The sequence below is a fragment of the Nocardia sp. NPDC050412 genome (assembly GCF_044458825.1).
Taxonomy (GTDB): domain Bacteria; phylum Actinomycetota; class Actinomycetes; order Mycobacteriales; family Mycobacteriaceae; genus Nocardia.
The window spans coordinates 207020-232653 of record NZ_JBITIJ010000009.1; the positions used below are offsets into that span (position 1 = coordinate 207020).

Here is a 25634-nt window from a genome sequence, read left to right on the forward strand (position 1 = left end):
GGAGTACCCATGACATACATCGCTTCGATAGGGACCTACCTGCCGTGCTGGGGCGCCCAGCGCCACCGGGTGCTCGGTGACGACGAGGACGCGATCACCCTGGCCGTGGAGGCCGGTCGGGCCGCGCTATACGATGCCGGTCCGGTGGAACGGGTGGTCGTGGTCAGTCGCGATCTGCCGCTGGTGGAAAGCAGTAATGCCGCGGTCCTGCTGGCAGGGCTGGGTTTGGATCCGGAACTGGAGGTGATCGAGCGGCTCGGCGGCGCGCCCGCCACCCTCGACTCGCTCAGTTCCGCCCGGCCGCGCACGCTGATCATCGGGGTGGATACCGAGCCCGCGGGCGCGGCCGCGGCGTTGATCTCCGATCGCGGCCTACAGGTACGCACCGCCGCCAGGGTGGCGCGCAGTCTGCCGGTGCGCACTCGCAACGCTGTTGGAGCCGTGCACGATTACGGCGATCCGCGACTGCTGCACACGCGTGGCCTGTTGGCCTCGTTGGCGGCGGCTTGGCTCGATACGCCGGTAGCGGTGGCCGGGGTCGAGGATAAACAGGCGGCCGCACTGTGTCTCGGCAATCCGCCGTCGCTGCCGACGGTGGGCGCCAGCGCCGGGCTGTTCGCGTTGGCGGCCATGGCCGAATGGAGTAGCACCGGTTTGCTGGTGGGAGTGGAGCAGGCCAGTCTGTCCGGCATCACGGTGGCCGCTGGTACGGCCGTGCTGCACCGGCGCGAGTCGACGGCCAGGATGCTGCCCGAAGGCGACCTGTGGCCCGGATCCGAGATTCCGATCTCGCTGGCCGCCTACGAGCGCGCATTCGAGGCGAAGGTGCGATGGGAGGCCGGAAAGCACTCCGGCAGTGACGATCTGGACTTCCCACCGCGCTATCGGGTCGCCGCGGACGGCGGTCTGAGCACCGATTACACCCTGGTGCCACTGCCACGCACCGGCAGCGTGTACACCGAGGCCACCGTCGCATTGCCGGTGCCGGGTCTGAAGAGTCCGTACACGCTGGTGATTGTCGAACTCGATGACGTCGGGGTGCGGGCGCTGGCGAAGGTGACCGGCGCCGACCCGGGCACCGTGGCGATCGGGGACCGCGGCCGCATGGTGCTGCGCAGGGTCGCGGTGCGCTCGGGGGTGCCCGACTATGGCTACGCATTCGAACCGGAGGTCGTGCTATGAGGGAAGTGGCCATTGTCGGCGCGGGTATGACACCCTTCGCCGAACATTTCGCACTCGGCGTCAAGGATCTGGTGCCGATGGCCTTCGCCGAATGTGCCGCCAGCATCGATAAGGGCTTGGCCACCTCCGATCTGCAGGCGGCCTGGTTCGGTGCGATGGGGAATACCGACGGCTTCCCTGCCGGGATTGTCGCTGATGCGCTCGGCCTCCCGGATCTGCCCGTGACCCGCGTCGAAAACTCCTGTGCGACAGGCAATGACGCGGTGCGCAACGCCCTGTTCGGCATCGCCTCCGGTGCGTTCGACGTGGCCTTGGTGGTCGGTGCGGACAAATTGCGTGAGACAGCGCAGAAGGACATGCTGTGGGAATGGGAGGCAATGGCGCGCGATATGGCCTGGGACTACCCACTCGGCCTGATCGCGCCCGTCGGATTCGCGCTGCACGTGGCCCGATATCTGCACGAATCGCCCGCGACCAGAGAACATTTGGCCATGGTCGCGGTGAAGAACCATCGGCACGGTGTGCGTAATCCCAAGGCCCGCTTACGTTTCGAGATCAGCATGGAACAGGCGTTGGCGGCGCCGATCGTGGCCGGACCGTTCGGGCTCTACGATTGTGCACCGCAAAGCGATGGTGCGGCGGCGCTTGTGCTCGCCGCGGCGGATGTGGTCGACCGCTACACCGATCGCCCGGTGTGGATCCGCGGCGTCGGCCTCGGCCTGGATTCGGTGATGCACCAGCACAAACAGGATATGACGACCTTCCCGGCCAGCGTGCGAGCCGCCAAGGCGGCCTTCGCGATGGCGGGCCTGACGCCCGCCGATGTCGATGTCGCCGAGGTGCACGACTTCTTCACCGGTATCGAACTTATCAGCTACGAGGACCTCGGCTTCGCCGAGCGATTCGGGGCCGCGAAACTGATCGAGAGTGGGGTCACCGAGGTCGGCGGCGCGCTGCCGGTGAATCCGAGCGGCGGCCTGAAAGCAAAGGGGCATCCGCCGGGGGCGACCGGCGTTGCCCAATGCGTCGAGTTGTTCGAGCAGTTGCGCGGCACTGCGGTCAATCAGGTCGATGGAGCGCGTATCGGCTTGGCGCACAACCTAGGCGGGCCGACAGCGGTGTCGGCGGTGACGATCCTGGAAGGACCCGGCGCTTGACGGCGGGGTCGAACGCCGTCGCACTGGTTTCGGGCAGCGCGAAAAGTCGTCGTGCCGTATTGGACTGGGCAGCGCGGTGTGTCGGCCCGGCGGGGACTGTGCACGTGGTCTGTGACGGGGTCTCGCCGTCGACGCTGTTCGGATCCATTGCGCTGAGCGGGCTGTTCGTCGACGCCGTCGGACTCGAGGCGGTGGACTTCACCAGCACCGCCCGCATTCTCGCAGTGCACGGCTGCGGCTGGAGTTGGTGGTGGGGGCCGGTCGGCGCGCACGCCGTCGCGGTGCGGCGGGCCGCGGCACTGGGCGCGGTCATGGCGCTGCCGACACGCTCGCTGACGCTCCAGGTGCGGGTCGCGGTGCGGCTGCCCGATGCCGACCACGACCTCGCGGCAAAGAAAGGTCGGGCCAGCTAGTCCGGCGCGACTCCGTCTTCGTGCGCCATCCAGTGCACGAAACGGTGCAGCGGATACATGGCGTCGTGTGGGTTGCCGATCGTGCTCGGTCCGGCTTCGCCGAGGCGGACGATGCGCTGCGCGCCGCCGCTGGCCAGCCGGTCGCGGTAGTCGGCCATCCGATCGAAGGGAAAGAAGCCGACCGTCTGCGTCGCCACATTGACGTATCTCATCGCCGCATCGAGGCTGTCCACGCGAACCACGTTGGCGGTCTTGTTGATCGGATGGAAGTCCACCGGTTCATCGGAACGGATTACCAGTCCTTTGCCGTCGGTGCGGCCCCAGACCCGGAACTCATCGTCGAGCATCGTCAGGGTGTCGATCTGCTCACGCAGGTCGATATCGAGCGGTCGGGTGTCGCCCGTTCCGGCCGCCCGGTCGACGATGCGGGCGTGCAGCCGTGCGCAGAAGCGGTCGGCGTCGGCCTGATCGGCCTCGACATAGACGAAACGGCTTGCGACACAAGCCTCCTGGTTGAGCACCATCACATCGGCGGCGGCGAGTTCGGCTGCGCGGTCGAGCGCCTCGTCCGAGGCGAAGGCCTCCAGGCCGACCATCGAGATCGACGTCTTCGGATCGAAGGACACCAATTGGAAGCCCGGCCCGAGGTATTTGATCACGTTATCGATCGCGTCGCCGCCACCCCAGGCGACGATCTTGTCGAAATACTGCGGCCGGTACAGCACCCGTTCCACCGCATCGTCGCCGCCGCGCCAATAGAGCGCGGACATCGACCGCACAATGGCATGGTCGGGATCGATATCGGCCATGGTCCGCAGGATCGCCACCGTGGTGAACGGATCGCTCGAGGACATCTTGAACAGATTGACCGCCTTGACAAGCGCGCCGTGGGCAATAGATTTCACCGCGACGCCGGGGGAGTTGCCGGGCAGCACATGGATCAGTCGGGGTGCGAACGCCCGCACGAAACTCTGGCGACCGGTGAAGTCGTGCTTGGGAATCCACTCGTCCAACGCCCGCGGGTCCGGAAAATTCTGTTCGACCACGGTCTCCAGCAGCCGCTTGTCGAGATATCCTGCCGCACCGATGACCTGCGCCCGCAGCACGGTGCGTGGCAGCACATGGGTGGCCGACATCCGGTCGATACAGTCGCGCACGAAGGGGTTTTCGGGGGCGCGCAGTCGTCGACCGGTCTCGACGAGGAAATCGATGATGTCCGCGAGTGGAACATTCAGCAGCGGCGGCACCGCGCTGCGCGGATGCACCGCACGGTCCATGGGTATGCGCGGTGTCGTGAAGGTGACGCCCAGATCGCGCGAGCGGTGCGTGACGTCCTCGCCCTCGAGTAATTCGCCGCGCAGGAAGAACGGGGCGGCTACCACGGTGTCTGTGGTGGTCAAGACAGCCCCCGCACGTACGCGTCGACGGTTCCGGCGCAGCCGATCTTGTCGTCGCCCTTGATATCGGCGTATCGAACGATGTCATTGCGGATCGACGGCCCCTTGTTGCCACAGGCACAGGGGTCGACATCGAGTGCGATCTTGTCGCCGGTGATGATTCCACCCCAGCGTCCGTCCAGCGAGAGGTCGAAAAATGCGGCGCGGCCTTCGATTTCGCCGGATTCGTGCGGCAACAGGGTCGCACCGTCTTCGTCGAGGATGAACGGCACGATCCATGGTGGTATGTGATACCGATCGCCCCTGCGGCACTTGGGCATTCCGGAATTCAGTTCTTGCATCGAATAGTTCTGGAAGTCTCGGTCGGCCGGAATATTGAAGGTCTGATGGACGAATTGCTGGTAGTCCGGCGGCAATTGCGCGCGCTTGAGCCCACCGCCGACGTAGAGGCAGTTGTCGGGGTGGAAGTCCGCGGCGGAGTAGCCCAAATCCCGGACGATCACCGCCACCTGATACAGCGCATTCCACATGCCCGAGATGTAGAGCTTGTCCGCGCGATAACGCACGAGCGCCTCGGCCCCGGCAATCATCGCTTTGTCGAGCGCCTCCTGCCGCTCACGAGAGGTCCGGTCGAAATCGGCCAGTTCCTCCGGCCGGGCGGTGCCGTCGGCGATCTTCTTGCGCAGCACCACCATTTTGGTCAGCGAGCCGACGGTGATCGGTGGAATCGGCAGGCGGAAACGCTCTTTGGCCGGATCACCGAACGCCGCCTGCTGAGCCGCTGCGATGACGGTGTTCTTCGGGACGGATGCGGTGGCGGCGATCCCGACCATTCGCCGGTCCTGTGCGGGACGCACACCCGAACCCCAGGAGAAGACATTGACCGTATCCTTGCGCGACCATTCCATATCCCGGCCCGAGGCGAGCAGCATGGCCGACTTGCCCGTCGTTCCGCTGGAACAGGAGACGTAGTGCCCCGCGGCCTGCAGCCGTGCGATCCACTCGTCGATATCGGCGATGTCCGAGGTGTCGATCGGGCTGATGGGGTAGGGCGATACGGTGCCGAGCCACTTGCCGAGCCGATCCCACTTCTCCTCGATCAGAAAGCTTTCCGGATAGCTCTTGTAGACCGAGTGCGGGAACAGCAGCTGCACCATATCCGCGCGGTCGCGGATATCGGTGACACCGGCCTCCCGCGCGCGGTGCCCCAGCAGCTTGATCCGGTCGCGGTGCTGCCGGAGCTTTTCGTCGAGTGCCGCCACCTGGGTTTCGCGCAGGTCGGCGGCGCAGTGGTCGAAGCGATCGGCGGCATCGGCCAGCCGTGTCAGAGTTTCGATGGCTGAGCTCACGGGGGAGTCCTTCCCGGTGACGTTGCCCGCTGGAAAAATGGCAACTCATGCGTATCATTATTAGCGATCGGAGGCACGATGACGCAAGCGGCAATTTCGAGGAGGCGGGGATGACGGAGGTCGGTCCGCCGATTCGGCGCGCGGCCGGGCGGCCCACGCGGGCGCAGGCCGAGGCGCGGCACGAGGAATTGCTCGATACCGCACTGGATCTGTTCCTGGAGTACGGCTACGAGCTGGCGACGATCGACACGATCGCCGGTCGTGTGAATATGACCAAACGCACCGTCTACGCCCGGTATCCCGATAAGGCATCACTTTTTCTCGCCGCCGTCCGGCGCGCCATCGAGCGACAGGTCGTGCCCCCGGACGTGCTCGCGGGTTTCGATAACGGCGATCTGGCCGAGACGCTGACCGCGGTCGCCCGGCTGCGGATCGATCAGGTGATGACGCCGAACGGGCTACGCCTGCAACGCATTATCAATACCGAGAGCTATCGCTTTCCGGAGATCTTCGTCGCGAACTACGAACTCAGCGCCGGACCTGTCGTCGACTTCGTCGCGGGCGTCCTGGACCGCGCGATCGCCGCCGGTACGATCGCACCGACCAACTCCGATCAGGCCGCCCGCGCCTTCATGAGCATGGTCGTCGGCGGCCAGGTGCGCTCCATCGTGGCCGGTCGCCCACCCACTCCCGAACAGCTCGAGGAGCGGGTCCAATTCACCGTCGGGCTCCTGCTGGATGGCCTGCGGCCCCGCTGAAATCACTGAGAGGCAACGACTTTGACATTCGAGGTAGGCCGTCCGGTCGCGGTCGTCACCGGAGCCAGTTCCGGCATCGGCGCATCGACCGCCGAAAAGCTGGTGGCACGTGGCTGGCAGGTGATCGGTGTCGGTCGTGACCGACAGCGTTGTGCAGCCGCACGAACGCGGATCATGGCCGCCGTGCGCGACGGCGGCGCATTCGACATGGTGCGCGCCGACTTCACCCTGATGAGGGAGGTGGCGCGTGTGGCTACCGAGATTGCGAGCCGCACAACGCGGTTGGATGTCTTGGTCAACAACGCGGGTGGCGTGCGGGATCGGCGGATCGTCACCGCCGAAGGCACCGAGGCCACCTTCGCGACCAACCACCTCGCCCCGTTCCTGCTCACCAGGGAACTGATGCCGCTGCTGCGAAAGAGCGCGGCGGGCCTGCCACCTGGATCGGTGCGCGTGCTCGCCGTATCGTCGAGCGCACATCGTGCGACCGAGGGCCTCGATTGGGCGGATCCGCAGAGCCTGAACGACTTTCACCCGGCGACGGCCTACTGCCGCGCGAAACTCGCCAATATTCTGTTCACCCGCGAACTTGCGCGTCGAGCGGCCCCCGACGGCATCATCGCCCAGGCCATGCACCCGGGCGTCGTCGCCAGTAACTTTGCCGCACATGGTGATACGGCGATGCAGGCCCATATGGCCGCCGCCGATACCGTGTCACCGGATGAACCGGCCGAGACTCTGGTGTGGCTGGCAACCGATCCCGAGGGCGGTCGACACGGTGGGCGCTACTTCTACCGGAAGACGGTGGAAACACCGGCAACCGTCGCCCTCGACGATGTCACCGCCGACCGCCTCTGGACCGAAAGCGAGCGCCTGCTCGCGGATTTCGGGTTCTGAAAAGATATGCGCTTGCGCCACGAGCACGGATTGCCTTGCGGCTGTGGTCAGATCGGCTCCCAGATCGTCATCCGAGTATTGGCGGGATCGATAGAGGGGCTCAGCCGCATCCGGCCGTCCTTGGAGCGGGCGATCAGCTCCTTCATGACGATGTCGATATCGCCCTCGATGTCATAGACGGCCAGATATTCGACGGGCTGATCCCCGGTGGTCCGCAAACGATGGCGCGTACAGGATTTCACTCCATCGATCGCGAGCATATCGGGGACGTGGACGTCGTGCTGCCAGGTGTTGTATTCCTCGTCCCGGCCGGGCTGCGGGCGGGAGAAAACCATCAACTTCATATCGTCCCTCGGTCAGTGTGCCTGCTGGGCATAGGCTTCGGCGTATTGTTTGCGCGACTTCGTCGAAATATCCCAACCCGCGGCCTTCGCTCGCAGCGCGCCGACGGTGGCCTGCTCCTTCGGGGTGTGCTCGAACGGATCGAAATTCAGGAACCGGCAGGCGTTCTGCCAGGTGATCTTGTTGATATCGGTGTCGTCGGCGTGGGCGGCATTCAATTCCTTCAGCACGAATTCGGGTGCGTCGGGCCACAGCGAGTCCGAGTGCGGGTAGTCGCATTCCCACGCGATTATGTCCATACCGACCGCGTCCCGATAGGTGAGTGCGGTCGGGTCGGTGACATAGCAGGCGATGACGTGCTCGCGGAAGACCTCGCTCGGCAGCTTGCCGCCGAAGTCGCGCCGCAGCCACCTCTGGTTGGTGTAGTGGCGATCGGAGCGATCCAGGAAGAACGGGATCCAGCCGATGCCCCCTTCCGACAGCGCCACCTTCAGATTGGGGTAGGAGCGAAACGCGGGACCCCACAGTAGATCCTGGACGGTGATCTGGGAGACAGTCGGCGCCAGGCACATCAGATTGTCGATCGGCGCGTCCGGCGCCAGCTTGAGCGCCCCGAATCCGGTGCCGATATGCAGGTTCATGACCAGACCGGTTTCGTTCAGCGCCGCGAAGACCGGTCCCCAGAAGTCCTCGTCGAAATAGCTGGGGCTGCCCTGCAGGTGCGGTAGTTCCGCCATTGTGACCCCGTGGAAGCCCTTCGCCGCGACACGCCGGATCTCGGCGACGGCCAGTTGCGGATCCCACAGCGGCAGAATGGCGTTCGGGATGAACCGGCCAGGGTAGACCTCGCACCAGCCCTCGAGATGCCAGTCGTTGTATGCCTGGATCATCGCGACGGTGATCTCGTCCTTGAAGTGACTCAGGTGGCCGGCGCTGAATCCGGCGAAGGTGGGAAAGCACATCGAGGCCAGGATGCCGTTCGCGTTCATATCCCGTACGCGGGCGTGGATGTCGTAGACACCGGGCCGCATTTCCGCGTAACCAGCCGGGTCGTACCCCCACTCCTCCGCCGGCCAGGAAACGACCGCGTTGAGCCCGGTGACCCCCGTCGGTTTCCCGCGGTAGACCCACCGGTCGACACCCTTGTCGTCGACGATCACCTTCGGTGCCAGGTCGGCCCACTTCTTCGGTACCCGGCCGTCGAACATATCGAGCGGCTCGACGACGTGGTCGTCGATGCTCACCAGAATCATGTCGTCGATGTTCACGTGACTCCTCGCTGTTCGTGGGAACGCCGGGGGTGCGCCTCCACCCCGATCTCGACAAGCGGAGAGATGGTCAGTCTTCATTTCAGAGAATGTCACTCTCGCTATGAGGTCGACCATACACCCTGCGTGCGGGCGCGGTCGACAAATTCCCACCGGGATATCGGCGGCGAGCTGTCGCAGCCGAGTAATGCCCCTGCTGGATGCTGAACTAGTGCTCAAACTCTGACTGAGCGTACGCACGGATCACGAATCTGCGGCCTCGATTGTGGTCGCGGCAGATTCGGTTGCGGTCGCCTCGAACCTGGCCAGGTACTGCTCGACGAATGCGACCAAATCGGCGTGGCCGAGCGTGACGCCCACGGCATTTTCGGTCGCGATGACGCCGGAGATGCTGGCGATCAGCAGTGATATCACCACCGGTGGCAGCGCGGTGAGGTCGAGCCCGTTGGCGCGGGCGATAAAAGTCAGCGCGGTGACCTGGATATCGCGGAAACGTTCGATATAGGCGGCGATTTCGGTGCGGATGGCCGGGCGCTGGTTGGCCAGGGCCATGAATTCCTGCTGTAGCCGGGTGCCGTGCGGTTCCCGGCTGAGCTGCCACAGCGCATGCAGTGGTTGCTCGGAGAACACGGCTTGGCGCTGCCGTTCCAGATTGGCCTCCGCCCCGCGGCGGAATACCGCCAGGAACAGGTCGTCCATGGTCGGGAAGTAGTAGTGCACCAGCGCGGGTTTGACCCCGGCCAGCGCGGCGACCCGCCGTGACGTCGCCGCGGCATGTCCCTGTTCGAGCATGATCCGCGCGGTGGCGTCCAGGATGGCGAGTCGGGTGGACGAATCCTGCGCGCCGACCCGGCGTGACCGGGTGGTGGTGGTGGTGGCTGTCGACTCGTGCGCGCTCGAACGGCTCCTTGACCTGTCATCCGTCACGGTGTTAAGCATATGCATATCTTGAGTTTGGGCAGTAGTTCAGCATGTCGAGGCGCAACGACTCGCGTGCTGCCGTACCGAAGAGGCGCATCATGACCGTCACGGCCATCCCCGTCACCGACCACATCGGACTGGAAATCGCTGGACTGTCCGGCCATCAACTCGCCGACCGACGCGTTGCCGACGATCTGCGCGCCGCGCTCGACCGATACGGGGTGGTGATCTACCGCGACGCCCACATCGACGACGACGCGCTCGTTGCGCTGAGTCGCCTGCTCGGCGAGGTCGTGGTCGCGCCGTTCGGCGGGGAGAAGTCGCATCCGGAGGTATCGGCCATCACCCGCGATCCGGCCAAGAGCGTGCTTGCCGCCTATCGGGAGGGCACATTTTTCTGGCATATCGATGGCGCGACCGATGCCATCCCACAGCTGGCCACCCTGCTGACCGCGCTCGAGGTGGCCACCGATGGCGGTGGCACCGAATTCGCCAATACCTTTGCCGCCTATGCGGCGCTGCCGGACGCGGAGCGAGCCGAACTCGAAACCCTGCGCGTGGTACACAGTTTCGCGCATGCGCAGTCGCTGGCCAATCCGGATCCGACGGATCGGGAGCGGGCCGCCTGGGCGAAGGTGCCGACCCGGGTGCATCCGCTGGTGTGGACGCGCAAGAACGGCCGCAAGTCGCTGCTGATCGGTGCGACCGCGGCGCAGGTCGTCGGCATGTCGGCGGACGAGAGCCGGGCGCTGCTGGATCGGTTGCTCGAATGGTCGACCCAGCCGAGGTTCGCCTTGCGGCATCAATGGCGGCCCGGCGATCTGGTGGTGTGGGACAACACCGGCATGCTGCACCGTGCCCAGCACTATGAGGTGAGCTCACGCCGGTTGATGCACCGCACCACCCTGGTCGGCGAGGAAGCCGTCGCCTGACGGCGGCGGTATCGACCGGCCCGCCTCCTTGTTTCCGCCGCAGAATGTCATTATCGTAGGACGAGAATTGCATTTCCATTCGAGTTGGTAGCGCAAGCGATGACGCGGGAGTCCCCATGATCGACAACACCAGCGAAGCGCCGATCGACCTGATCTGGGAGCTGACCCACGCCTGCGATCTGTCCTGCATCCACTGCTCGTCCAGCACACCTGGCCGCGATCCGCGCGAGCTGAGCACCGCCGAATGCAAGGCGCTGATCGACGAATTCGAACGGATGCGGATCTGCCGTATCGATATCGGCGGCGGCGAGCCCACCGTGCGCCCCGACTTCTGGGAACTGGTCGACTACGCCACCGCCAAGCGCATCGGAGTGAAATTCTCCACCAACGGAATTCGGATCACGCCCCATGCCGCGCGGCGGATCGCCGGGAACAGCCACATCGATGTGCGGATCTGCCTCGATGGCGCGACCGAGGCGGTCAATGATGCGATGCGCGGCACCGGGGCGTACCGGGCGGCGGTGCGCGCGATGGAGTTGCTTGCTTCGTCAGGCGTCTATGGATTCGAGCTGTCCGTCACGATGACCAGCCGAAATATCGGCCAGATCGATGCTTTCAAGGCAATCGCCGATATGTTCGGTGCGCAGCTTCGGCTGACCCGGCCATCTGGCCGCGTCTCGGACGAATTGCACCCCGCGGCGGACCAGGAGCGGATGCTCGATGACTGGCTGCGCCAGCACGAAACCGATGTCCTGACCGGAGCGTTCTTCCACCTGTCCGGCTACGGCGAATCGTCGCAAGGGTCGAACTTCGGCCGGGTGATGTGTGTGATCGACCCGGTCGGCGGTGTCTGCGCGTTCGCTGACCACAACCAGTTCCACACCGCAAACATCCGTGCCGCAGGCGGATTCGAATTCATCTGGCGGAACTCGGAACTGTTAACCGAACTGCGTAGCCAGCAGAGCAGCACGGCGTATACGGAATGTATGGATGGAGATGGTGATTCGGCGCTGGCGGGGGTCGGCCGCATAGCCGGGTCGAAGCTGTCGGAGGACTATTCGCATCGGCGGCGACCGGTTGCCGAATATCCGGCGGTTCGGAGGTCGGCGTGACTTCGCGTTCGGAGCATCGGCGAGTCGCGCTCGTCACCGGTGCGGCGCGGGGGATCGGTGCGGCAACGGTACGGGAACTGGCGTCTCGCGGCTGGTCTGTGCTCGCGGTGGATCTGGCGACCGATGATCCCGCGCTGCCCTATCCGATGGGCAGCAAACGTGAACTCGTCGCGGTGGCGACCGAGGCGAGCAGTCGAGTGAACCGGGTAGGTGCCGTGCGGCCGTATGTTGCCGACGTACGCGAGCCCTCGGCGCTACAGGCCGCGGTGGCCGAGGCGGTCGGGACCTGGGGCGGGCTGGATGCGGTGGTCGCGGCGGCCGGGGTGATCGCCGGTGGAGTTCCGCTGTGGGAGATGCCGATCGAGCAGGAGCGCGCGGTGCTGGATGTCTGCCTGGGCGGGGTCGTGAACCTGGCGCGGGCGGCCGTACCGGCGCTGCTGGCCCGACCCGCACCGCGATCAGGGCGGTTCCTGGCCGTCGCCTCCGCGGCCGCGACCAAGGGTCTGCCCCAGCTGGCCGCCTACTGTGCGGCGAAAGCCGGTGTGACAGGGCTGATTCGAGCACTCGGTGCCGAACTCGGCGGCACCGGGGTAACCGCGAACGCGGTGAGTCCGGGCTCCGCGGATACCGCGCTCCTGGCCGAGATAGCGCGCCTGTACCGAATGCCCGATCCGACGGGTTTCGCGGGCCGGCAGCCGATCGGACGGTTGCTCGACCCGGGGGAGATCGCCAGTGTCCTGGCCTTTCTGGCGGGGCCGGACAGCAGTGCGATGATCGGTGCGACGGTCGCCGTCGATGGTGGCCTCGCGCTGTGAACAATCCAGCGCCCGAGTGGTTTCTGTTCTTGCCGCAGATCAAGCTGCGCGTCGAGGACATCGTGGAACGGGCTCACGTGGCCGAGGCCAGCGGGTTCGACGGCATCGCTTTCATAGACCATCTGGTCGCGCCCGGCGCCGAACAGTTGCCCCTGTGGGAGGCCATCACGGTAGCCGCATGGGTGGCTGCGCGGACCGAGCGACTGCGGATCGGACATCTGGTCCTGTGCGACTCGTTCCGGCATCCGGCGGTGCTCGCCAAGGAGGCGGTGACGCTACAGGAGGCATCGGGCGGCAGATTCGAACTCGGCCTCGGTGCCGGTTCGGTGCCGCACGAGCTGGTGGGATTCGATATCACCCGGGACCGCGCGGCCGCGCGACGCGGTCGGCTGCGGCGCAGTCTCGAACTGCTGCATCAGTATTGGGGTGCACCGAATACCGAGGGACCGGCGCAGGTGCCGTCGCCGAGCACACCGATTCCGATTGTCATCGGAGGTACCAGCGCACCCCTGCTGGAATTGGTGCGTGGCTATGCGACCTGGTGGAATCTGCCTGCACCGCAACTGAATCGGCTGTCCGAACTACTGCCCGAGATCGGATCGGCGCGGATATCGATTCAGCAGATGGTCGGCTTCGTCGGTCATGGGCAGGATGCCGCGGAGGTCCGTGCGCGCAGCAGTCGGCGATTCGGTCAGCTGGGTGACGGCCTTGTCGTCGGTGACGCCGCACAACTCAGCACGCACTTCGGCGAGCTCGTCGAGCATGGCGTCGAGCGGTTCTATGTGTGGTTCACCGATTTCGCCGCGCCGGAGACTTTGGCGGAATTCGGCGCGACGGTCATCCGGGAGATGCCGCGCGCCTACCACAGCTGATCCTTCATCACCTTCCCGGTGGCGTTCAACGGCAAAGCTTTCCGGAACTCCACGACGCGCGGCACCTTGTAACCCGCCATGCGGGTCTTGACCCACACGATCAGTTCTTGTTCGGAGATCGGGTCGATGGTCACGACGAACGCCTTGCCGACCTGCCCGAGCCGCTCGTCGGGAACACCGACCACCGCCACCTGAGCAACCGCCGGATGCTGTAGGAGAACGCCTTCGATCTCGGCCGGATAGGCATTGAAGCCGCCGACGATGAACATATCCTTCTTGCGGCCGATGATCCGTAGCCGGCCGTCGGCATCGAGACTGCCGAGATCACCGGTGTGCAGCCAACCTTCGGGGTCGATCGCCGCGGCGGTCGCCTCAGGATCGTCGAGGTAGCCCTGCATGACGGAGTATCCGCGGACGAGCACCTCCCCGTCATCGGCGATGTGCACCTCGACGCCATCGCAGGCGGTCCCGACGGTCGTCGCGATCTGCTCGAAGGTGTCGCCCGGGCGCGACGCCGTCGCGGTGCCCGCCTCGGTGAGCCCGTATCCGGTCATGATGGATCGGAACGGCAGCTCCTCGTGCACCCGGCGGATCAGTTCGACCGGAATATCGGCGGCCCCGGTGACCGCCGCACGCAGCGACGACAGCTCGTATCGGTCCTTGGCCTCCAACAGCGAGTGATAAAGGGTCGGCGGTCCAGGCAGCATCGTCACCCGCTCGCGCTCGACCAGCTCGAGCACCCGATCGACATGGAAGACCGGGACCGGCAGGATGGTCGCGCCGCGAATGAGCGACGCGATGATCCCGGCTTTGTATCCGAAGGTGTGGAAGAACGGATTGACGATCAGATAGCGGTCGCCCTCCCGCAGATCGGCCAGTTCGCACCATTCCGCATACAGCCGCAGCGTCTGCAGATGATTCATCATGACGCCCTTGGGCTTTCCGGTCGTGCCCGAGGTGTAGATGATGTCGGCGATATCCGTCCCGCGCACCTGCCGTTCGAAGGGTGCGCCGCTGGACAGGAAGTCCGACTTCATATCGATCACCGGCACACCGTCCGGACCCGTGTAGTCCACGCCGAGGAAGCCCTGCTGCACCAGCAGCAATTTCGCGCCGCTACGGCGCACGATATCGTCGGCCTCCTCCGCCGTGAACCTTGTGTTGACCGGAACGAGCACACCGCCCGCACTCAGCAACCCGAACGCCGCGATGATCCACTCGGCGGAATTGGGCGCCCAGATCGCCACCCGATCGCCCGCGCCGACACCCGCCGCCGTGAATGCGCCTGCGGCGCGGCGGACCCGGTCGGCGAGTTCGGTGAAGCTCAATCGCAGTGACCCATCGACGACCGCTTCGGCCGAACCGAAGCGGTCGGCCGCCGACAGGACCATCTGCGGGATGGTCTCCCAGCTCATACGCTGTGCCTTCTTGGCGTATGTGTGGGGCCCTGCGTGGTTATGCTTCGCTGCCGTCTCCGGGCCTGACCACTCATACGCTGTGCCTTTTGGGCGTATGTGTGGGGCCCTGCGTGGTTATGCTTCGCTGCCGTCTCCGGGCCTGACCACTCATACGCTGTGCCTTTTGGGCGTATGACTGGGGCCCTGCGTGGTTACGCTTCGCTGCCGTCTCCGGGCCTGACCACTCATACGCCGAGCAGACCCGCCAGGTTGCCGCCCATGATCTTGGCCTGATCCTCGACCGGCAGATGGGTGAGCATGTCGGCGAAGTGCGTGGGCTGCGCCAGGCCTTCGGGGTGCGGGTAGTCGGATCCGAACAGCACCCGATCCACGCCGATGAGATCGATCAGGTCGCTCACTCCCTCCTCGTAGAAGGGACTGACGAAGATCTGGTTTTTGATGGTTTCGATCGGGTTCTGCATGCCGAAGCCTTCGGGCGCCTTCTTGAAGGTTTCGGACAGTTTGTTCATGAGCGGGCCCAGCCAGGCGGCGCCGCTTTCGATGATGGCTACCTTCAGATCCGGATGCCGCAGCAGCGCACCGTGGCACAGCAGTGAGGTCACGGCGTCCTCCACGGGCCGCCATTCGTTGACCATGCTGAAGGCATTGGTGACGAAGGGCAGCATCTCGGCGTTGGCACCGTCCCATTCCTGGGTGTAGCGGGCGTAGCCGCTGTCGGAGGTGTGCATGGTCACCGCGACGCCCAGCTCGACCACCCGCTTCCAGAACGGATCGAATTCCGGCAGCGCGAAGGAGCGCGGACCGCGGAAGCCCGGCACCGGAGCGGGGCGGATCAGAATGGCCTTGGCGCCGTGCTCGACCACCCACTCCAGTTCCCTGATGGCCTCCTCGACGATCGGCAGGGTGATCACCGGAACCGCGAAGATCCGGTCCTTGTAGTTGAACGACCAGGTCTCGTGCATCCACTGGTTGAGTGCGTGCACGATGGCGTGGATGGCTTCCGGATCATCGCGTAGGCGCTCCTCCACCAGGCTGGCCAGGGTAGGGAACATCAAGCTCCGGTCGACCTTCAGCTCGTCCATGAGCGCCAGGCGCGGCCCGGGCTCACGGAAGGCGTCGATGGCCTTCATCGGCTCGCCGAAGATCTCGCGGCGGCTCTTGCCCTCCGGGTTGCCGTTCTTGAAGTAGTCCTCCATGGCGCCCGGACGCGCGACCACCGAGAAGGTGGGATTGGGGATGTACTGGCTGATCTGCCCCCGTACCGCGATCTTGGTCCGGCCGTTGACCTCGACGTACTGGATGATGCCCTCGTACCGCTTGGGCAGGTAGCGGGTCAGCGCTTCCTTGGTCTCGTACAGGTGGTTGTCCGCGTCGAACAGCGGATACGGCAGCGGAGTTTGTGCCGACATGAAATCCTCCTTCGCTATTTGGGAGAATCTTATTCTCATTCTCGGTTGGTGGCAATCGGTCGTGGGACGGTCGCCGCAGGGTCGGCTTGGTCGCGCGATACGGAAGGTCGACGTAGAACACATTTCCCGAATCAGTAACCTTAATTCTCTAAATATGGGAAGCTGCCTTCCCGGCGGCGAGAGCGCCAGATCCGGTGGGGCGCCGCTCGATGTAGAACAAGGACTCGGCCTCGACCGATCTCGGATCGGTGCGGCGGTGGCGTCCGTAGAGGAGGAAACGTGAAATCGCAGCGAATACTCGTTGCTCTGCTGGCAGCCACGCTGCTGGCGGCCGGCTGTAGTCGTGGTGGTGAAGAAGTCGAGGGCACCAACACCACCAGCTCGACTGCGTCGGGCGACTTCGGTGATCTGAAGAATGTCTGCCAGGGTGGCAAGCCATCGAGTTCGCCCGCGCAGGGCGTGAGCGCGGGCGAGCTCGAGGTCGGTGTCTTCAGTGACGTCGGGTTCACCAAGAACACCGAATTCGTCGATGCGGCAAACGTTTTCACCTCCTGGTGCAATGCCGCCGGCGGTATCGGCGGGCGCAAGCTGGTGGCCACCGTGCGTGATGCGAAGCTCAGGGAAGTCCGCCAGCGGATGATCGAGGCCTGCCGCGAGGACTTCGCGCTGGTCGGTGGCGGCGCCGCGCTGGATTCGCTCGGCACCGAGGATCGGTTGAAGTGCCTGCTGCCGGACTTTCCGGCGCAGGTAGTCGACGTCAAGAACACCGGGTCCGACCTGCAGGCTTCCGGGTCCGGGGCGTCGGCATCTCGCCCGTACAACCCCTACACCGGCTACCACCAGTGGCTGATCACCACCTATCCGGCCTCCGCCGGTGCGGTCGGCATCATCACCGGCGATTCGCCGTCGACCAAGGTGATGGTGCCCAAATTCCAGGAATCGATGACCGCGATGAACGCGTCGGTCGTCTACAACGAGCTTTATCCGGCCACCGGCGTCGCGGACTGGACACCGTACGCGCAGTCGATCAAGAGCAAGGGCGTCAAAGGACTGCTCTTCCTCGGCGATTTCCGCAGCCTGGCCAAGCTGGAGGATGTGCTGACCGGGATGGATTACAAGCTGGACTGGATTGACGCCAACAGCAACGCCTACAACTCGCAGTTCCTGGAGCTGGGCGGCAAATCCCTTGCGGGACAGAATAATTTCGCCGATCTGGCCGGCATCGCGCCGGTCGAGGCGGGCGCGACGGTACCGACCGTCAAGCTGGTGAAGGACCTGTTCGCCAAGTACGCCCCCGGTAAGGATGTCACCTACCCGGTACTGCGTGCGTTCTCCGCGTGGCTGCTTTTCGCCAAATCGGCGGCGGGCTGCGGTGACCAGTTGACCCGCAAGTGCGTGTACGACGCCGCAACCAAGGAGACGGTGTGGACCGCGGGCGGTCTGCAGGCACCAGCGGACGTGCGGCCGACCGGGGGAGCACTGCCGAAGTGCTACAACATCGTGCAGGCAACACCGCAGGGCTGGCAGCAGCCCGCGGAATTCAAGCCCGATAACGGCCCGTACCGCTGCGATATGAACGCCTACGTGTACAAGAACGACTACGGCAAGGGACTGACCCTCGCCGACGTCGGACTCAGCATCAACGACTTCAAGTAGCGGAGTTGTTCGGCAATGGAGCAATTCCTCGCCTTCGGCATCGTCGGGCTGAGCACCGCGGCGATTTACGCGATCATCGGCAGCGGCCTGGTGCTCACCTACACCACCACCGGCGTATTCAATTTCGCGCACGGTGCGGCGGGCATGGTGTCGGCGTTCGTGTACTGGCAGTTGCATATCGGCTGGGGTGTGCCGGCGCCGCTGGCGATCGCCGCGGTACTGCTGGTATTCGCGCCGCTGTTCGGCCTGGTCTTCGCTTGGGCGTTGGCCCCGACCCAGGGCCTCGGTGACGCGGAGAAGTTGGTGATGACCATTGCCCTACTGAGTGGTCTGATCCTGCTCGCCCAATGGGTGTGGGACCCCAACACGGCCCGCACCCTGCCGAAGTTCTTCGACGAACAGCGACCGCTGCACTTCGGCGTCGTCACCGTCACCTGGCATCAGGCATTGACGATGGTGGTCGCGATCGCGGTGGCCTTTGGCCTGCGGATCCTGTTGTACCGCACCAGGACCGGGGCCGAGATGCGGGCCACGGTCGACGATCGTGCGCTCGTCGGTTTGACCGGCGCCGACCCGCGGCGGGCGAACCGAGTGGCGTGGATTCTGGGCATCGAGTTGGCGGCGATCGGCGGCATTCTGGTGGCGCCGACCGTTGCGCTCGATGCGCCCCAGCTGTCGCTGCTGATCGTCAGCGCCTACACCGCGGCGATCTTCGGTCGGTTGCGCAGCCTGCCGATGACCTTCCTCGGTGCGATTGTGGTCGGCTGTCTGGAGAGCTACCTCACCGGCTATCTGCCGCAGAACGAATATTTGCCGGGCCTGCGGCTGGCCGCGCCCGCGCTGTTGTTGTTCGTCGCGCTGCTGCTATTCCCGCACGGACGGCTGCGCGGGCGCGATCGGCGGCTCAGTCCGGTTCCGCTGCCGACGATTTCGGGATCGGCCGCCTTCGCGGCGGTGGTCGTGGCGCTGGGCGTGGTGCTGGCCACCGTGCTCGGTGAGGCCGATCTGATCACCTACGGGCAGATCTTCGCTTTCGGCGTGATCGGATTGTCGTTCGTGCCATTGGCCGGATACGCCGGGCAGATCTCGCTGTGCCAACTCAGCATCGCCGGAGTCGGGGCGGTCATCTATGCCCAGTACGGCGCGGACGGGCAATGGTGGGCATTGCTGCTGGCAATGGCGGTCGCGGGTGCGATGGGTGCGGTGATCGCATTGCCCGCGCTGCGGCTGTCCGGGGTCTACCTGGCTCTGGCGACGGTGGCCTTCTCCGTCGTCCTGGACCGGTGGGTCTTCACCTTGCCGACCGTGCACATATTCGGCGTGAAGATCACCTTCTTCGAACAGGGTTCGCTGAATCTGGTCGGGCCACGACTGTTCGGCTGGCATCTCGACAGCACCGCCCAGGTGACCGTATTCGCGGCGGTATGCCTCGCGATGGCGAGCTTCGCGATTGCGATGTTGCGGCGCAGCCGGTTCGGGCGGCGATTGATCGCGATGCGTGACAGTGAGGCCGCCTACGCGACCCTCGGTGGCAATCTGTTGATGGCGAAGGTGCTGGTGTTCGCGCTCTCGGCGGCGATCGCCGGACTCGGCGGTGCGCTGTACGGCATGCAGTTGCGTGCGGTCACCTCCGATCACTTCAACCTGGTGTCCGGATTGCCGATCTTCCTGATCGTGGTGATCGCCGGTCTCGGCGCGGTCGGCAGTGGCTTCTTCACCGGTGTCGCGTATGCCGGGCCGCTGCTGGTGATTCCGGTGCTGTGGCCATCGCTGTTGAACCTGTCGCAGGTGTTGCCGTCGCTCGGCGGTATTGCCTTCGCGGGCGGCATGCTCGGTCAGGGTGCGATTGCCACCATGCGGCAGGAATGGCTGCCGATGTTCCGCGAGCGCGTGGTGGGGCCGGTGGTGCTGGTCGCCTCGGTGCTGCTGTGGGTGCTTCGAGTTGCTGATGTGATCACCGGCTGGCATTTCTTCTTCGGCCTGGTGCTCATGGTGATCGGTGCCCGCGTCTGGATCGCGCGGCAGCAGCGCGTGGCCGCCGAACCCGAAGTGCCGCTCGAATGGTGGGGGATTCGGCGACCATGGCGCACACAGGACGAGGAGGTGTTGGGCCGTGCCACCGCTGCTGCGAGTTGAGGATGTGAGCGTCATCTTCGGGGGCCACCGCGCGCTCGATGGCGCCGGGTTGGTGGCCGAAGCCGGTCGGGTCACCGGCTTGATCGGGCCGAACGGTGCAGGCAAGAGCACATTCTTCGATGTGATCTGCGGTCTGCGTAAACCGGCCTCGGGGCGCGTGCTCATCAATGGGCGCGATGTCACCCGACTCGGCACGGCCCGTCGTGCTCGGCTCGGGATGGCTCGCACCTTCCAGCGTCTGGAATTGTTCGGCCGGTTGAGTGTTCGTGACAATCTGCTGGTCGCCGCGGAACTCGGGCCGCAGCGTCGGCACGGCGCCCGGGTCGTCGACGAGATCATCGAACGGTTGGATCTGCGCGAAGTCGCCGACAGCAGTGCCGATGCGCTACCAACGGGAACTGGCCGATTGATCGAGGTGGGCCGGGCGCTGGCCGCGCGACCCGAGCTCATCCTGCTCGATGAACCCGCCGCCGGTCAGGACCGAAGCGAGACCGAACGATTCGCGGCGCTACTGCGTTCGCTGGCCGCCGACGGCACGGCGGTGCTGCTGGTCGAACACGATATGGGCTTGGTCATGAATGTCTGTGACGAGGTCTATGTGCTCGACCTCGGCAAGGTCATCGCCTCTGGACCACCCGAGGTGATCCGGCGCGACGAAACCGTGCTCGCGGCCTATCTGGGGGCGGCATGACTGTGGACAGCATCGAAACAGCCACGGCGACAACCGATCTTGCCGCCGCCCCACTATTGGAACTGCGCGAGGTGCGCGCGGCCTATGACGCGATCACGGTGCTGCACGGTATCGATCTGAGCGTCGTCGCGGGTCAGGTGGTCGCTCTGCTCGGGCCGAACGGCGCGGGCAAGACCACCACCCTGCAGGTCGCCGCCGGTGTCCATCCGGTCGCCTCCGGCCAACTGCGGTTGGGTGGACGGGATATGACCGGTGCCCACCCGCGCGACCTGGCCAGAGCCGGGGTCTGCCTGATCCCGGAGGGGCGCGGTGTCTTTCCCAACCTGTCGGTGCGCGACAACCTGCTGATGATGACCTTCACGGGCCGCTCTCGTGAGGAGATCCAGGAGATCGCCTTCACCCGATTCCCGATTCTCGGGAAGCGGGCCGATCAGACGGCGGGCACCATGTCCGGCGGTGAACAGCAGATGCTCGCGCTGGCCCGCGGCCTGGCCACCGATCCGGCGGTACTCATGCTCGACGAGTTGTCGATGGGGTTGGCGCCGCTGGTGGTCGGCCAGCTCTACGAGCAGGTCGCTGAAATCGCCCGGCAGGGCGTGGCCGTCCTGGTCGTCGAGCAGTTCGCCGCGGCGGTGCTGGATATCGCCGACCACGCGGCCGTGCTGGTGCGCGGTCGCATCGAAAAACATGGCCACCCCGACAGCGGTATCCGCGACGAATTGGCGGCCCTCTACTTAGGAAGTTCCGAATGACCGAAACACGCGCGGACCGATTCGTCCGCGAACTCAGTGAAGCCAAGATTCCCGATCCCGCTGCCGGGCGGGCCGTGCTGTGGCTGCGCGCCGGCGTGACCCTGATGGTGCTCGGCCTGGTGCTGGCCGTGCTGGCCTACTTCATGTCGCACGGTACCAAAGACCCACTGGCGCAACGCGATGCGATAACCCTCGCAATCGGCGGCGTGGCCGCGAGCGTGGTGGGATCGGCGCTGTTCCTGCGGTATTCGCTGACCGGATTCTTGCGCTTCTGGCTGGCCAGACAGTCCTACGATCTCGCCCAGCTGGGGGACCGGTTGAACGGAAAGGCGATCACCCACGACGGTGCCGCCGCCCCCTAGTGTGGCGGCAGCGGTCCGTGGTGCCGCAGGCCCGAACGATAATGTAATTCTCATGAATGAGAGCCTGGAGCCGTTGCCCACCGAGGAGCACCACGAAGGTGGGTTTCGGCCGGCGCGGTCTCAGTCGGTGGATCGCACGCCCGACATCTCCCGTGGCGGTCCGCATTACGGCGAGTTCATCGAACAGGTTCGGGGACTGATGGACCGTGTTCGACTGGCCTCCCCTTCCGATGACGTGGCATTGGAGGCCATCACGGCGCTGAAGGAACTCAACAGCCTGTTGGACACGGTCCTGGTCGATGAGTGGTCGGTGCCCGGTTGGGTCCGACCCGACGTGCCCGCGAACGGCAACATCACCCTGCCGCCGTTCGTCGTCGATCGCTCCGACCGCGACGGTGTGTCGGCTCGAATTACCTTCCGCCGGTTCCATGTCGGCGGCAATTCGGCAGTGCACGGCGGTCATATCGCGCTCGCCTTCGATACCGTGCTCGGCATGAGTGGGGTCGCCTATTCGGGGGCGGCGATCCGCACCGCATCACTGACCGTCGACTACCGATCCATTACCCCGCTCGACACGGAGCTGACCATTCGTGCCAGGGTCGAGCGGCAGGAGGGGCGCAAGATCTTCTTGGTCGCGACCCTGCACGACGGCGACCGGTTGTGCGCCGACGCGCGCGCACTATTCCTCACCTTGCTGCCCGGACAGCAGTAGTCGCCAATATTCGCAAAACCCCGCTGGCTGCCCGCATCCGTTGTAAGAATGACATTCTCCATATGGAGAGAGAGATTCGCACATTACAGAAGGAAGTTATCCCGCAGATGAGGAACCTTGCCGCGGTGGCCGTTCATCGGCAGAACCGCTGAGGGGCAGAAGTTGTGAACCGCCTCAGCCGACGTGCATCAGCCCGTCCGTGCCCAGTGGTGCATAGCCATGCCGATCTTGCATGCGGGCATGACGCCTTTCTATTCCTTGGCCGCGCCCTTGGTTGCCTTGGCATTCTCTTTCTGTGAGATCGTGATTCTCTCTTTTTTCCAGCTCGAATATCAGTGAGGCAGCAACATGCATCAGATACCCAAGGCGGCCGGATGGGCGGCCGTCGCGATCGTGGCCAGCACGATTTGCGCCGGAACCGCAACCGCCGAACCGGACCAGGCGACTACCCCGTCCACCGCCGCGGTAGTCGATAGTTCCCAGCAGCAGCCCGGTGCGGCGCCCACAGATCCCGGGCAGGAGTACCTGAACGCGTTCACCTCGATCACTGGTGCCTTCGCCAGCGATTCCACGGCCGGCCGGGTGGTCGGGACGACGATCGGTGTGCTCGTCGGGTGCCCGTTGGGTGCGGTGACCGGTGGGGCCCTCACGCTCCCGACGGCCGTATTGACACCGGTAGGGATCGTCGGCGGCTGCATCATCGGTGGGAGCACCCTCGGCTTCCTCGGTGGGACCGTCGGCAGCATCGTCACCGGCTCACCCGCGATGAGCAATGCCCTTGGCCAGCAATACAACTCGCTGCGTTCCAAGGGACTGATCGCGCAAGAGGTCCCGAATCCCGATTCGGCCCAGTAGCTACACCCGATCCAGGAGATATGACAATGAACCTCAAGACTCGTGGCGTGGCCGTCACCACCTTGACCGCGGCAGCGGTCGCGATCGCCGCTGGTACCGCGCGCGCCGACGCGGATACCACGGTCGCCGTCGATGCCCAGCAGAATCAATCCGTCACCACGGACGTAGCGCCCGGCGTGCATTTCAGCGACGATCTCGCCACCGGAAAGTCGGTGCTCAGTACGCCGTTCGGCACTGTAGTCATGCAACAGGGCCAATTCGATGTCCGTGATGCCACGGGCCGGACGGTCGCCGGAGCTCCCATTCAGGACGACGCCACTTCGGCACCGGCTGTCCCCGACTCGAGCACCACACCTGCGGCGCTTCCGGTCACCGCGGCCGCGGCGCCGGTGGCGGGTGACCCCATGTCGAATTTCAACCAGGCTGTCGAGGCTGCGAATCCGCATATGGGTGCCGCCTTCGCGGTGGGTTCCGCGGTGGGTTCGGTGATCGGCGCGGTGGTGGGCTGTCCGTTCGGCATGGCGACCGGCGGCACCCTGATGACGCTCATGTCGGCGGGCACGCTGACGGTCCCCGCGCTCGCGGCGACCTGCCTGATCGGTGCGGTCGCGGTGGGCGGCTTCGGAGCCACGGTCGGCGGTCTCGCCCTGGCCATCCCGGTCGGTCTCGCTGCCGGAACGCAGAAGTACAACCAGCTGCAGGCTCAGCACGCCACCGATGCACCTGCGGCTCCCGCCCATTCGTAATCCCCGCACGCAGTTACCAGCGGGGCGTTCACCGGCTGTGCTCCGATGATCGCCCCGCCGGTGCCGCGACCGCGCTGGTTCCTCGAGACCCGGGGTGTCGTCGTTCCCCGCCGCTCGCCATCCGCGAACTCGCCGGTGCGGCGGCTCGCGGGTCGGTAGGTCGGTTCCGGTCTGTGATCGAGACCGACGACTGAATCCGGAAAGTGCTCGCCCAGCGATCGACCTGAGTTACGGGGTGGTGGTGTACCCAGGTACACCATCATTTCGGGACCGCACTCCCTGGGCTCCCTCCTGCGGCGACGGCATTGTTGATCTCAACGAACCCGTCGGCCTCGCACCGAGCCGATATCCAGAGAGGACAGCCAGCATGGCAACGATGAAGTCGGTTCAGACCAGCACACCAGGCGCGGTCACGGTGGTCGAGCAGCAGCTCCCGACGCCCGGCCCCGCGGATGTGCTGGTGCGGATCCGGGCGTGCGGAATCTGCGGTACCGACGCGACTTTCGTGCACATGGGTGGTATGCCCAAGGTGCTCGGGCCACAAGTCAAGGCCGAGGCTCTGACGCCGGACCAGATGCGGCCGGTGGTGCTCGGCCACGAACCCGCAGGCGAGATCGTCGAGGTCGGCGCGGACGTCACCGGACTGCGAGTGGGTGATCACGTCGTGGTCAATCCGCAGGCCGCCCCGTCGGGCATCATCGGTTGCGGCGGACCGCTGGGCGGTATGAGCGAATATCTGCTCATCGAGAATGCCGAGGTCGGCTCCAGCGTCGCCATCGTGCCGGATTCCGTGCCCTTCGCCGTGGCCGCGCTCAACGAGCCGATGGCTGTATCGCGGCATGCGGTGAACCGCTCCGAGGCCGAGCCCGGTGATAAGGCGATCGTCTTCGGTGCGGGCCCGATCGGGCTGGGTGCGGTGATCTGGCTGAAGCTGCGCGGTGTCGAGCACGTCGTCGTCGCCGACGTGATTGCCTCGAGGCTCGACACCGCGCTCGCGGTCGGGGCCGACGCGGTCATCAACTCCGCCACCGAGGATGTCGCTGCCCGTCTCGGTGAACTGCACGGTCACGGTCGCAATGCCCTCGGCGCACCGCGCCCCGACACCGACATCTACATCGATGCGGCAGGCGTCGCCGCTGTCGTCAATACCGCACTCGCCAACGGCAAGTGGGGTGCCAAGCTGGTTACCGTCGCCGTGCACAAGCGGCCCGAACCGATCGACCTGGGTGCCATCCTGCGTAATGAGATGACCATCATCGGCTCCCAGGGCTACCCCTCCGAGATCTTCGAAGTGACTTCCGAAATCGCCGAGCACGCCGACCGCTTCGCCCGGCTCATCAGTCACCAGGTGCCCTTCTCCGACGTGCAGAAGGCCTTCGAATTGGCCCTCACCCCGGGCGCGGCGGAAAAGGTGGTCGTCACCTACGAGTGAGCCGCAGTGTGCTCCCGCTGGACGGGAACGACGCTGGTGGGCCATCGACC

The 25634-nt window shown here is 65.5% G+C and carries 25 protein-coding genes; 18 read left to right on the forward strand and 7 right to left on the reverse strand.

Annotated features, from left to right (window positions below; genetic code table 11):
• Positions 1-9 precede the first annotated feature (9 nt).
• The 3 genes from ACIBI6_RS25500 to ACIBI6_RS25510 are packed head-to-tail and all read left to right on the forward strand — an operon-like array spanning position 10 to position 2752.
• Positions 10-1182, forward strand: a complete 1173-nt coding sequence (locus ACIBI6_RS25500; RefSeq protein ID WP_396958122.1) for an OB-fold domain-containing protein — start codon at positions 10-12, stop codon at positions 1180-1182.
• Positions 1179-2339, forward strand: a complete 1161-nt coding sequence (locus tag ACIBI6_RS25505; protein ID WP_364342772.1) for a thiolase C-terminal domain-containing protein — start codon at positions 1179-1181, stop codon at positions 2337-2339. The genes ACIBI6_RS25500 and ACIBI6_RS25505 overlap by 4 nt, the downstream gene beginning before the upstream one ends.
• Complete coding sequence (locus tag ACIBI6_RS25510; protein WP_396958123.1) at positions 2336-2752, forward strand: hypothetical protein; 417 nt, start codon at positions 2336-2338, stop codon at positions 2750-2752. The genes ACIBI6_RS25505 and ACIBI6_RS25510 overlap by 4 nt, the downstream gene beginning before the upstream one ends.
• Here the strand turns inward: ACIBI6_RS25510 and ACIBI6_RS25515 are convergent.
• Positions 2749-4152, reverse strand: coding sequence for an acyl-CoA reductase (locus tag ACIBI6_RS25515; protein ID WP_396958124.1), 1404 nt, complete (start codon positions 4150-4152; stop codon positions 2749-2751). The genes ACIBI6_RS25510 and ACIBI6_RS25515 overlap by 4 nt on opposite strands.
• Entirely contained in the window at positions 4149-5498 is a 1350-nt protein-coding gene (locus ACIBI6_RS25520) for a hypothetical protein (RefSeq protein WP_396958125.1), read from the reverse strand. The genes ACIBI6_RS25515 and ACIBI6_RS25520 overlap by 4 nt, the downstream gene beginning before the upstream one ends.
• A gap of 110 nt (positions 5499-5608) precedes the next feature.
• Here ACIBI6_RS25520 and ACIBI6_RS25525 point away from each other — a divergent pair, with 110 nt between their 5' ends.
• Both ACIBI6_RS25525 and ACIBI6_RS25530 read left to right on the forward strand, forming a co-directional pair.
• On the forward strand, positions 5609-6256 hold the full coding sequence (locus ACIBI6_RS25525) for a TetR/AcrR family transcriptional regulator (RefSeq protein WP_396958126.1): 648 nt from the start codon (positions 5609-5611) through the stop codon (positions 6254-6256).
• Positions 6257-6277: 21 nt separating this feature from the next.
• Positions 6278-7153, forward strand: coding sequence for an SDR family NAD(P)-dependent oxidoreductase (locus ACIBI6_RS25530; RefSeq protein ID WP_396958127.1), 876 nt, complete (start codon positions 6278-6280; stop codon positions 7151-7153).
• A 47-nt stretch (positions 7154-7200) separates the two neighbouring features.
• Here ACIBI6_RS25530 and ACIBI6_RS25535 read toward each other — a convergent pair whose 3' ends face one another.
• The 3 genes from ACIBI6_RS25535 to ACIBI6_RS25545 form a co-directional block, all read right to left on the reverse strand.
• Positions 7201-7497, reverse strand: a complete 297-nt coding sequence (locus ACIBI6_RS25535; RefSeq protein ID WP_364342755.1) for a hypothetical protein — start codon at positions 7495-7497, stop codon at positions 7201-7203.
• Positions 7498-7509: 12 nt separating this feature from the next.
• Entirely contained in the window at positions 7510-8763 is a 1254-nt protein-coding gene (locus tag ACIBI6_RS25540; protein ID WP_364342752.1) for an amidohydrolase family protein, read from the reverse strand.
• Between the two features lie 243 nt (positions 8764-9006).
• Entirely contained in the window at positions 9007-9579 is a 573-nt protein-coding gene (locus tag ACIBI6_RS25545) for a helix-turn-helix domain-containing protein (RefSeq protein WP_364343096.1), read from the reverse strand.
• A 203-nt stretch (positions 9580-9782) separates the two neighbouring features.
• On the opposite strand from ACIBI6_RS25545, the gene ACIBI6_RS25550 reads away from it, so the two are divergent.
• The 4 genes from ACIBI6_RS25550 (at position 9783) to ACIBI6_RS25565 (ending at position 13415) form a co-directional block, all read left to right on the forward strand.
• On the forward strand, positions 9783-10616 hold the full coding sequence (locus tag ACIBI6_RS25550) for a TauD/TfdA dioxygenase family protein (RefSeq protein ID WP_396958128.1): 834 nt from the start codon (positions 9783-9785) through the stop codon (positions 10614-10616).
• A gap of 116 nt (positions 10617-10732) precedes the next feature.
• Entirely contained in the window at positions 10733-11728 is a 996-nt protein-coding gene (mftC, locus tag ACIBI6_RS25555) for a mycofactocin radical SAM maturase (protein WP_396958129.1), read from the forward strand.
• On the forward strand, positions 11725-12543 hold the full coding sequence (locus ACIBI6_RS25560; RefSeq protein ID WP_364342743.1) for a mycofactocin-coupled SDR family oxidoreductase: 819 nt from the start codon (positions 11725-11727) through the stop codon (positions 12541-12543). Before mftC ends, ACIBI6_RS25560 begins: the two co-directional genes overlap by 4 nt.
• Positions 12540-13415: an LLM class flavin-dependent oxidoreductase gene (locus tag ACIBI6_RS25565; protein ID WP_396958130.1), complete on the forward strand. Its 876-nt coding sequence runs from the start codon at positions 12540-12542 to the stop codon at positions 13413-13415. The genes ACIBI6_RS25560 and ACIBI6_RS25565 overlap by 4 nt, the downstream gene beginning before the upstream one ends.
• Here ACIBI6_RS25565 and ACIBI6_RS25570 read toward each other — a convergent pair.
• Both ACIBI6_RS25570 and ACIBI6_RS25575 read right to left on the reverse strand, forming a co-directional pair.
• Positions 13403-14830 (reverse strand): FadD3 family acyl-CoA ligase, encoded by a 1428-nt coding sequence (locus ACIBI6_RS25570; protein WP_396958131.1) that lies wholly within the window; start codon positions 14828-14830, stop codon positions 13403-13405. The two genes, ACIBI6_RS25565 and ACIBI6_RS25570, sit on opposite strands and share 13 nt — an antisense overlap.
• A 227-nt stretch (positions 14831-15057) precedes the next feature.
• Positions 15058-16242, reverse strand: a complete 1185-nt coding sequence (locus tag ACIBI6_RS25575) for an amidohydrolase family protein (RefSeq protein ID WP_396958132.1) — start codon at positions 16240-16242, stop codon at positions 15058-15060.
• 279 nt (positions 16243-16521) lie between these two features.
• On the opposite strand from ACIBI6_RS25575, the gene ACIBI6_RS25580 reads away from it, so the two are divergent.
• The 9 genes from ACIBI6_RS25580 to ACIBI6_RS25620 all read left to right on the forward strand — a co-directional run bounded on the left by ACIBI6_RS25580 (position 16522) and on the right by ACIBI6_RS25620 (position 25584).
• Positions 16522-17898: an ABC transporter substrate-binding protein gene (locus tag ACIBI6_RS25580; protein WP_396958133.1), complete on the forward strand. Its 1377-nt coding sequence runs from the start codon at positions 16522-16524 to the stop codon at positions 17896-17898.
• 15 nt (positions 17899-17913) lie between these two features.
• A complete protein-coding gene (locus ACIBI6_RS25585; RefSeq protein WP_396958134.1) occupies positions 17914-20034 on the forward strand; it encodes an ABC transporter permease in 2121 nt (706 codons plus the stop codon).
• A complete protein-coding gene (locus tag ACIBI6_RS25590; protein WP_364342725.1) occupies positions 20012-20725 on the forward strand; it encodes an ABC transporter ATP-binding protein in 714 nt (237 codons plus the stop codon). Before ACIBI6_RS25585 ends, ACIBI6_RS25590 begins: the two co-directional genes overlap by 23 nt.
• A complete protein-coding gene (locus ACIBI6_RS25595) occupies positions 20722-21477 on the forward strand; it encodes an ABC transporter ATP-binding protein (RefSeq protein WP_396958135.1) in 756 nt (251 codons plus the stop codon). The genes ACIBI6_RS25590 and ACIBI6_RS25595 overlap by 4 nt, the downstream gene beginning before the upstream one ends.
• Positions 21474-21839, forward strand: coding sequence for a hypothetical protein (locus tag ACIBI6_RS25600; RefSeq protein ID WP_364342722.1), 366 nt, complete (start codon positions 21474-21476; stop codon positions 21837-21839). Before ACIBI6_RS25595 ends, ACIBI6_RS25600 begins: the two co-directional genes overlap by 4 nt.
• A 52-nt stretch (positions 21840-21891) precedes the next feature.
• Entirely contained in the window at positions 21892-22551 is a 660-nt protein-coding gene (locus tag ACIBI6_RS25605) for a PaaI family thioesterase (protein ID WP_396958136.1), read from the forward strand.
• A 348-nt stretch (positions 22552-22899) separates the two neighbouring features.
• Entirely contained in the window at positions 22900-23406 is a 507-nt protein-coding gene (locus ACIBI6_RS25610; RefSeq protein WP_396958137.1) for a hypothetical protein, read from the forward strand.
• Between the two features lie 26 nt (positions 23407-23432).
• Positions 23433-24152, forward strand: coding sequence for a hypothetical protein (locus ACIBI6_RS25615; protein ID WP_396958138.1), 720 nt, complete (start codon positions 23433-23435; stop codon positions 24150-24152).
• A 376-nt stretch (positions 24153-24528) separates the two neighbouring features.
• Complete coding sequence (locus tag ACIBI6_RS25620; RefSeq protein ID WP_364343090.1) at positions 24529-25584, forward strand: zinc-binding dehydrogenase; 1056 nt, start codon at positions 24529-24531, stop codon at positions 25582-25584.
• The last annotated feature ends 50 nt before the right edge of the window (positions 25585-25634 follow it).

Coding starts and splice junctions, on each gene's coding strand:
- ACIBI6_RS25500 (WP_396958122.1), top strand. CDS start 10: ATGACATACATCGCTTCGATAGGGACCTACCTGCCGTGCTGGGGCGCC.
- ACIBI6_RS25505 (WP_364342772.1), top strand. CDS start 1,179: ATGAGGGAAGTGGCCATTGTCGGCGCGGGTATGACACCCTTCGCCGAA.
- ACIBI6_RS25525 (WP_396958126.1), top strand. CDS start 5,609: ATGACGGAGGTCGGTCCGCCGATTCGGCGCGCGGCCGGGCGGCCCACG.
- ACIBI6_RS25535 (WP_364342755.1), bottom strand. CDS start 7,497: ATGAAGTTGATGGTTTTCTCCCGCCCGCAGCCCGGCCGGGACGAGGAA.
- ACIBI6_RS25550 (WP_396958128.1), top strand. CDS start 9,783: ATGACCGTCACGGCCATCCCCGTCACCGACCACATCGGACTGGAAATC.
- mftC (WP_396958129.1), top strand. CDS start 10,733: ATGATCGACAACACCAGCGAAGCGCCGATCGACCTGATCTGGGAGCTG.
- ACIBI6_RS25570 (WP_396958131.1), bottom strand. CDS start 14,830: ATGAGCTGGGAGACCATCCCGCAGATGGTCCTGTCGGCGGCCGACCGC.
- ACIBI6_RS25575 (WP_396958132.1), bottom strand. CDS start 16,242: ATGTCGGCACAAACTCCGCTGCCGTATCCGCTGTTCGACGCGGACAAC.
- ACIBI6_RS25585 (WP_396958134.1), top strand. CDS start 17,914: ATGGAGCAATTCCTCGCCTTCGGCATCGTCGGGCTGAGCACCGCGGCG.
- ACIBI6_RS25595 (WP_396958135.1), top strand. CDS start 20,722: ATGACTGTGGACAGCATCGAAACAGCCACGGCGACAACCGATCTTGCC.
- ACIBI6_RS25600 (WP_364342722.1), top strand. CDS start 21,474: ATGACCGAAACACGCGCGGACCGATTCGTCCGCGAACTCAGTGAAGCC.
- ACIBI6_RS25605 (WP_396958136.1), top strand. CDS start 21,892: ATGAATGAGAGCCTGGAGCCGTTGCCCACCGAGGAGCACCACGAAGGT.
- ACIBI6_RS25610 (WP_396958137.1), top strand. CDS start 22,900: ATGCATCAGATACCCAAGGCGGCCGGATGGGCGGCCGTCGCGATCGTG.
- ACIBI6_RS25615 (WP_396958138.1), top strand. CDS start 23,433: ATGAACCTCAAGACTCGTGGCGTGGCCGTCACCACCTTGACCGCGGCA.
- ACIBI6_RS25620 (WP_364343090.1), top strand. CDS start 24,529: ATGAAGTCGGTTCAGACCAGCACACCAGGCGCGGTCACGGTGGTCGAG.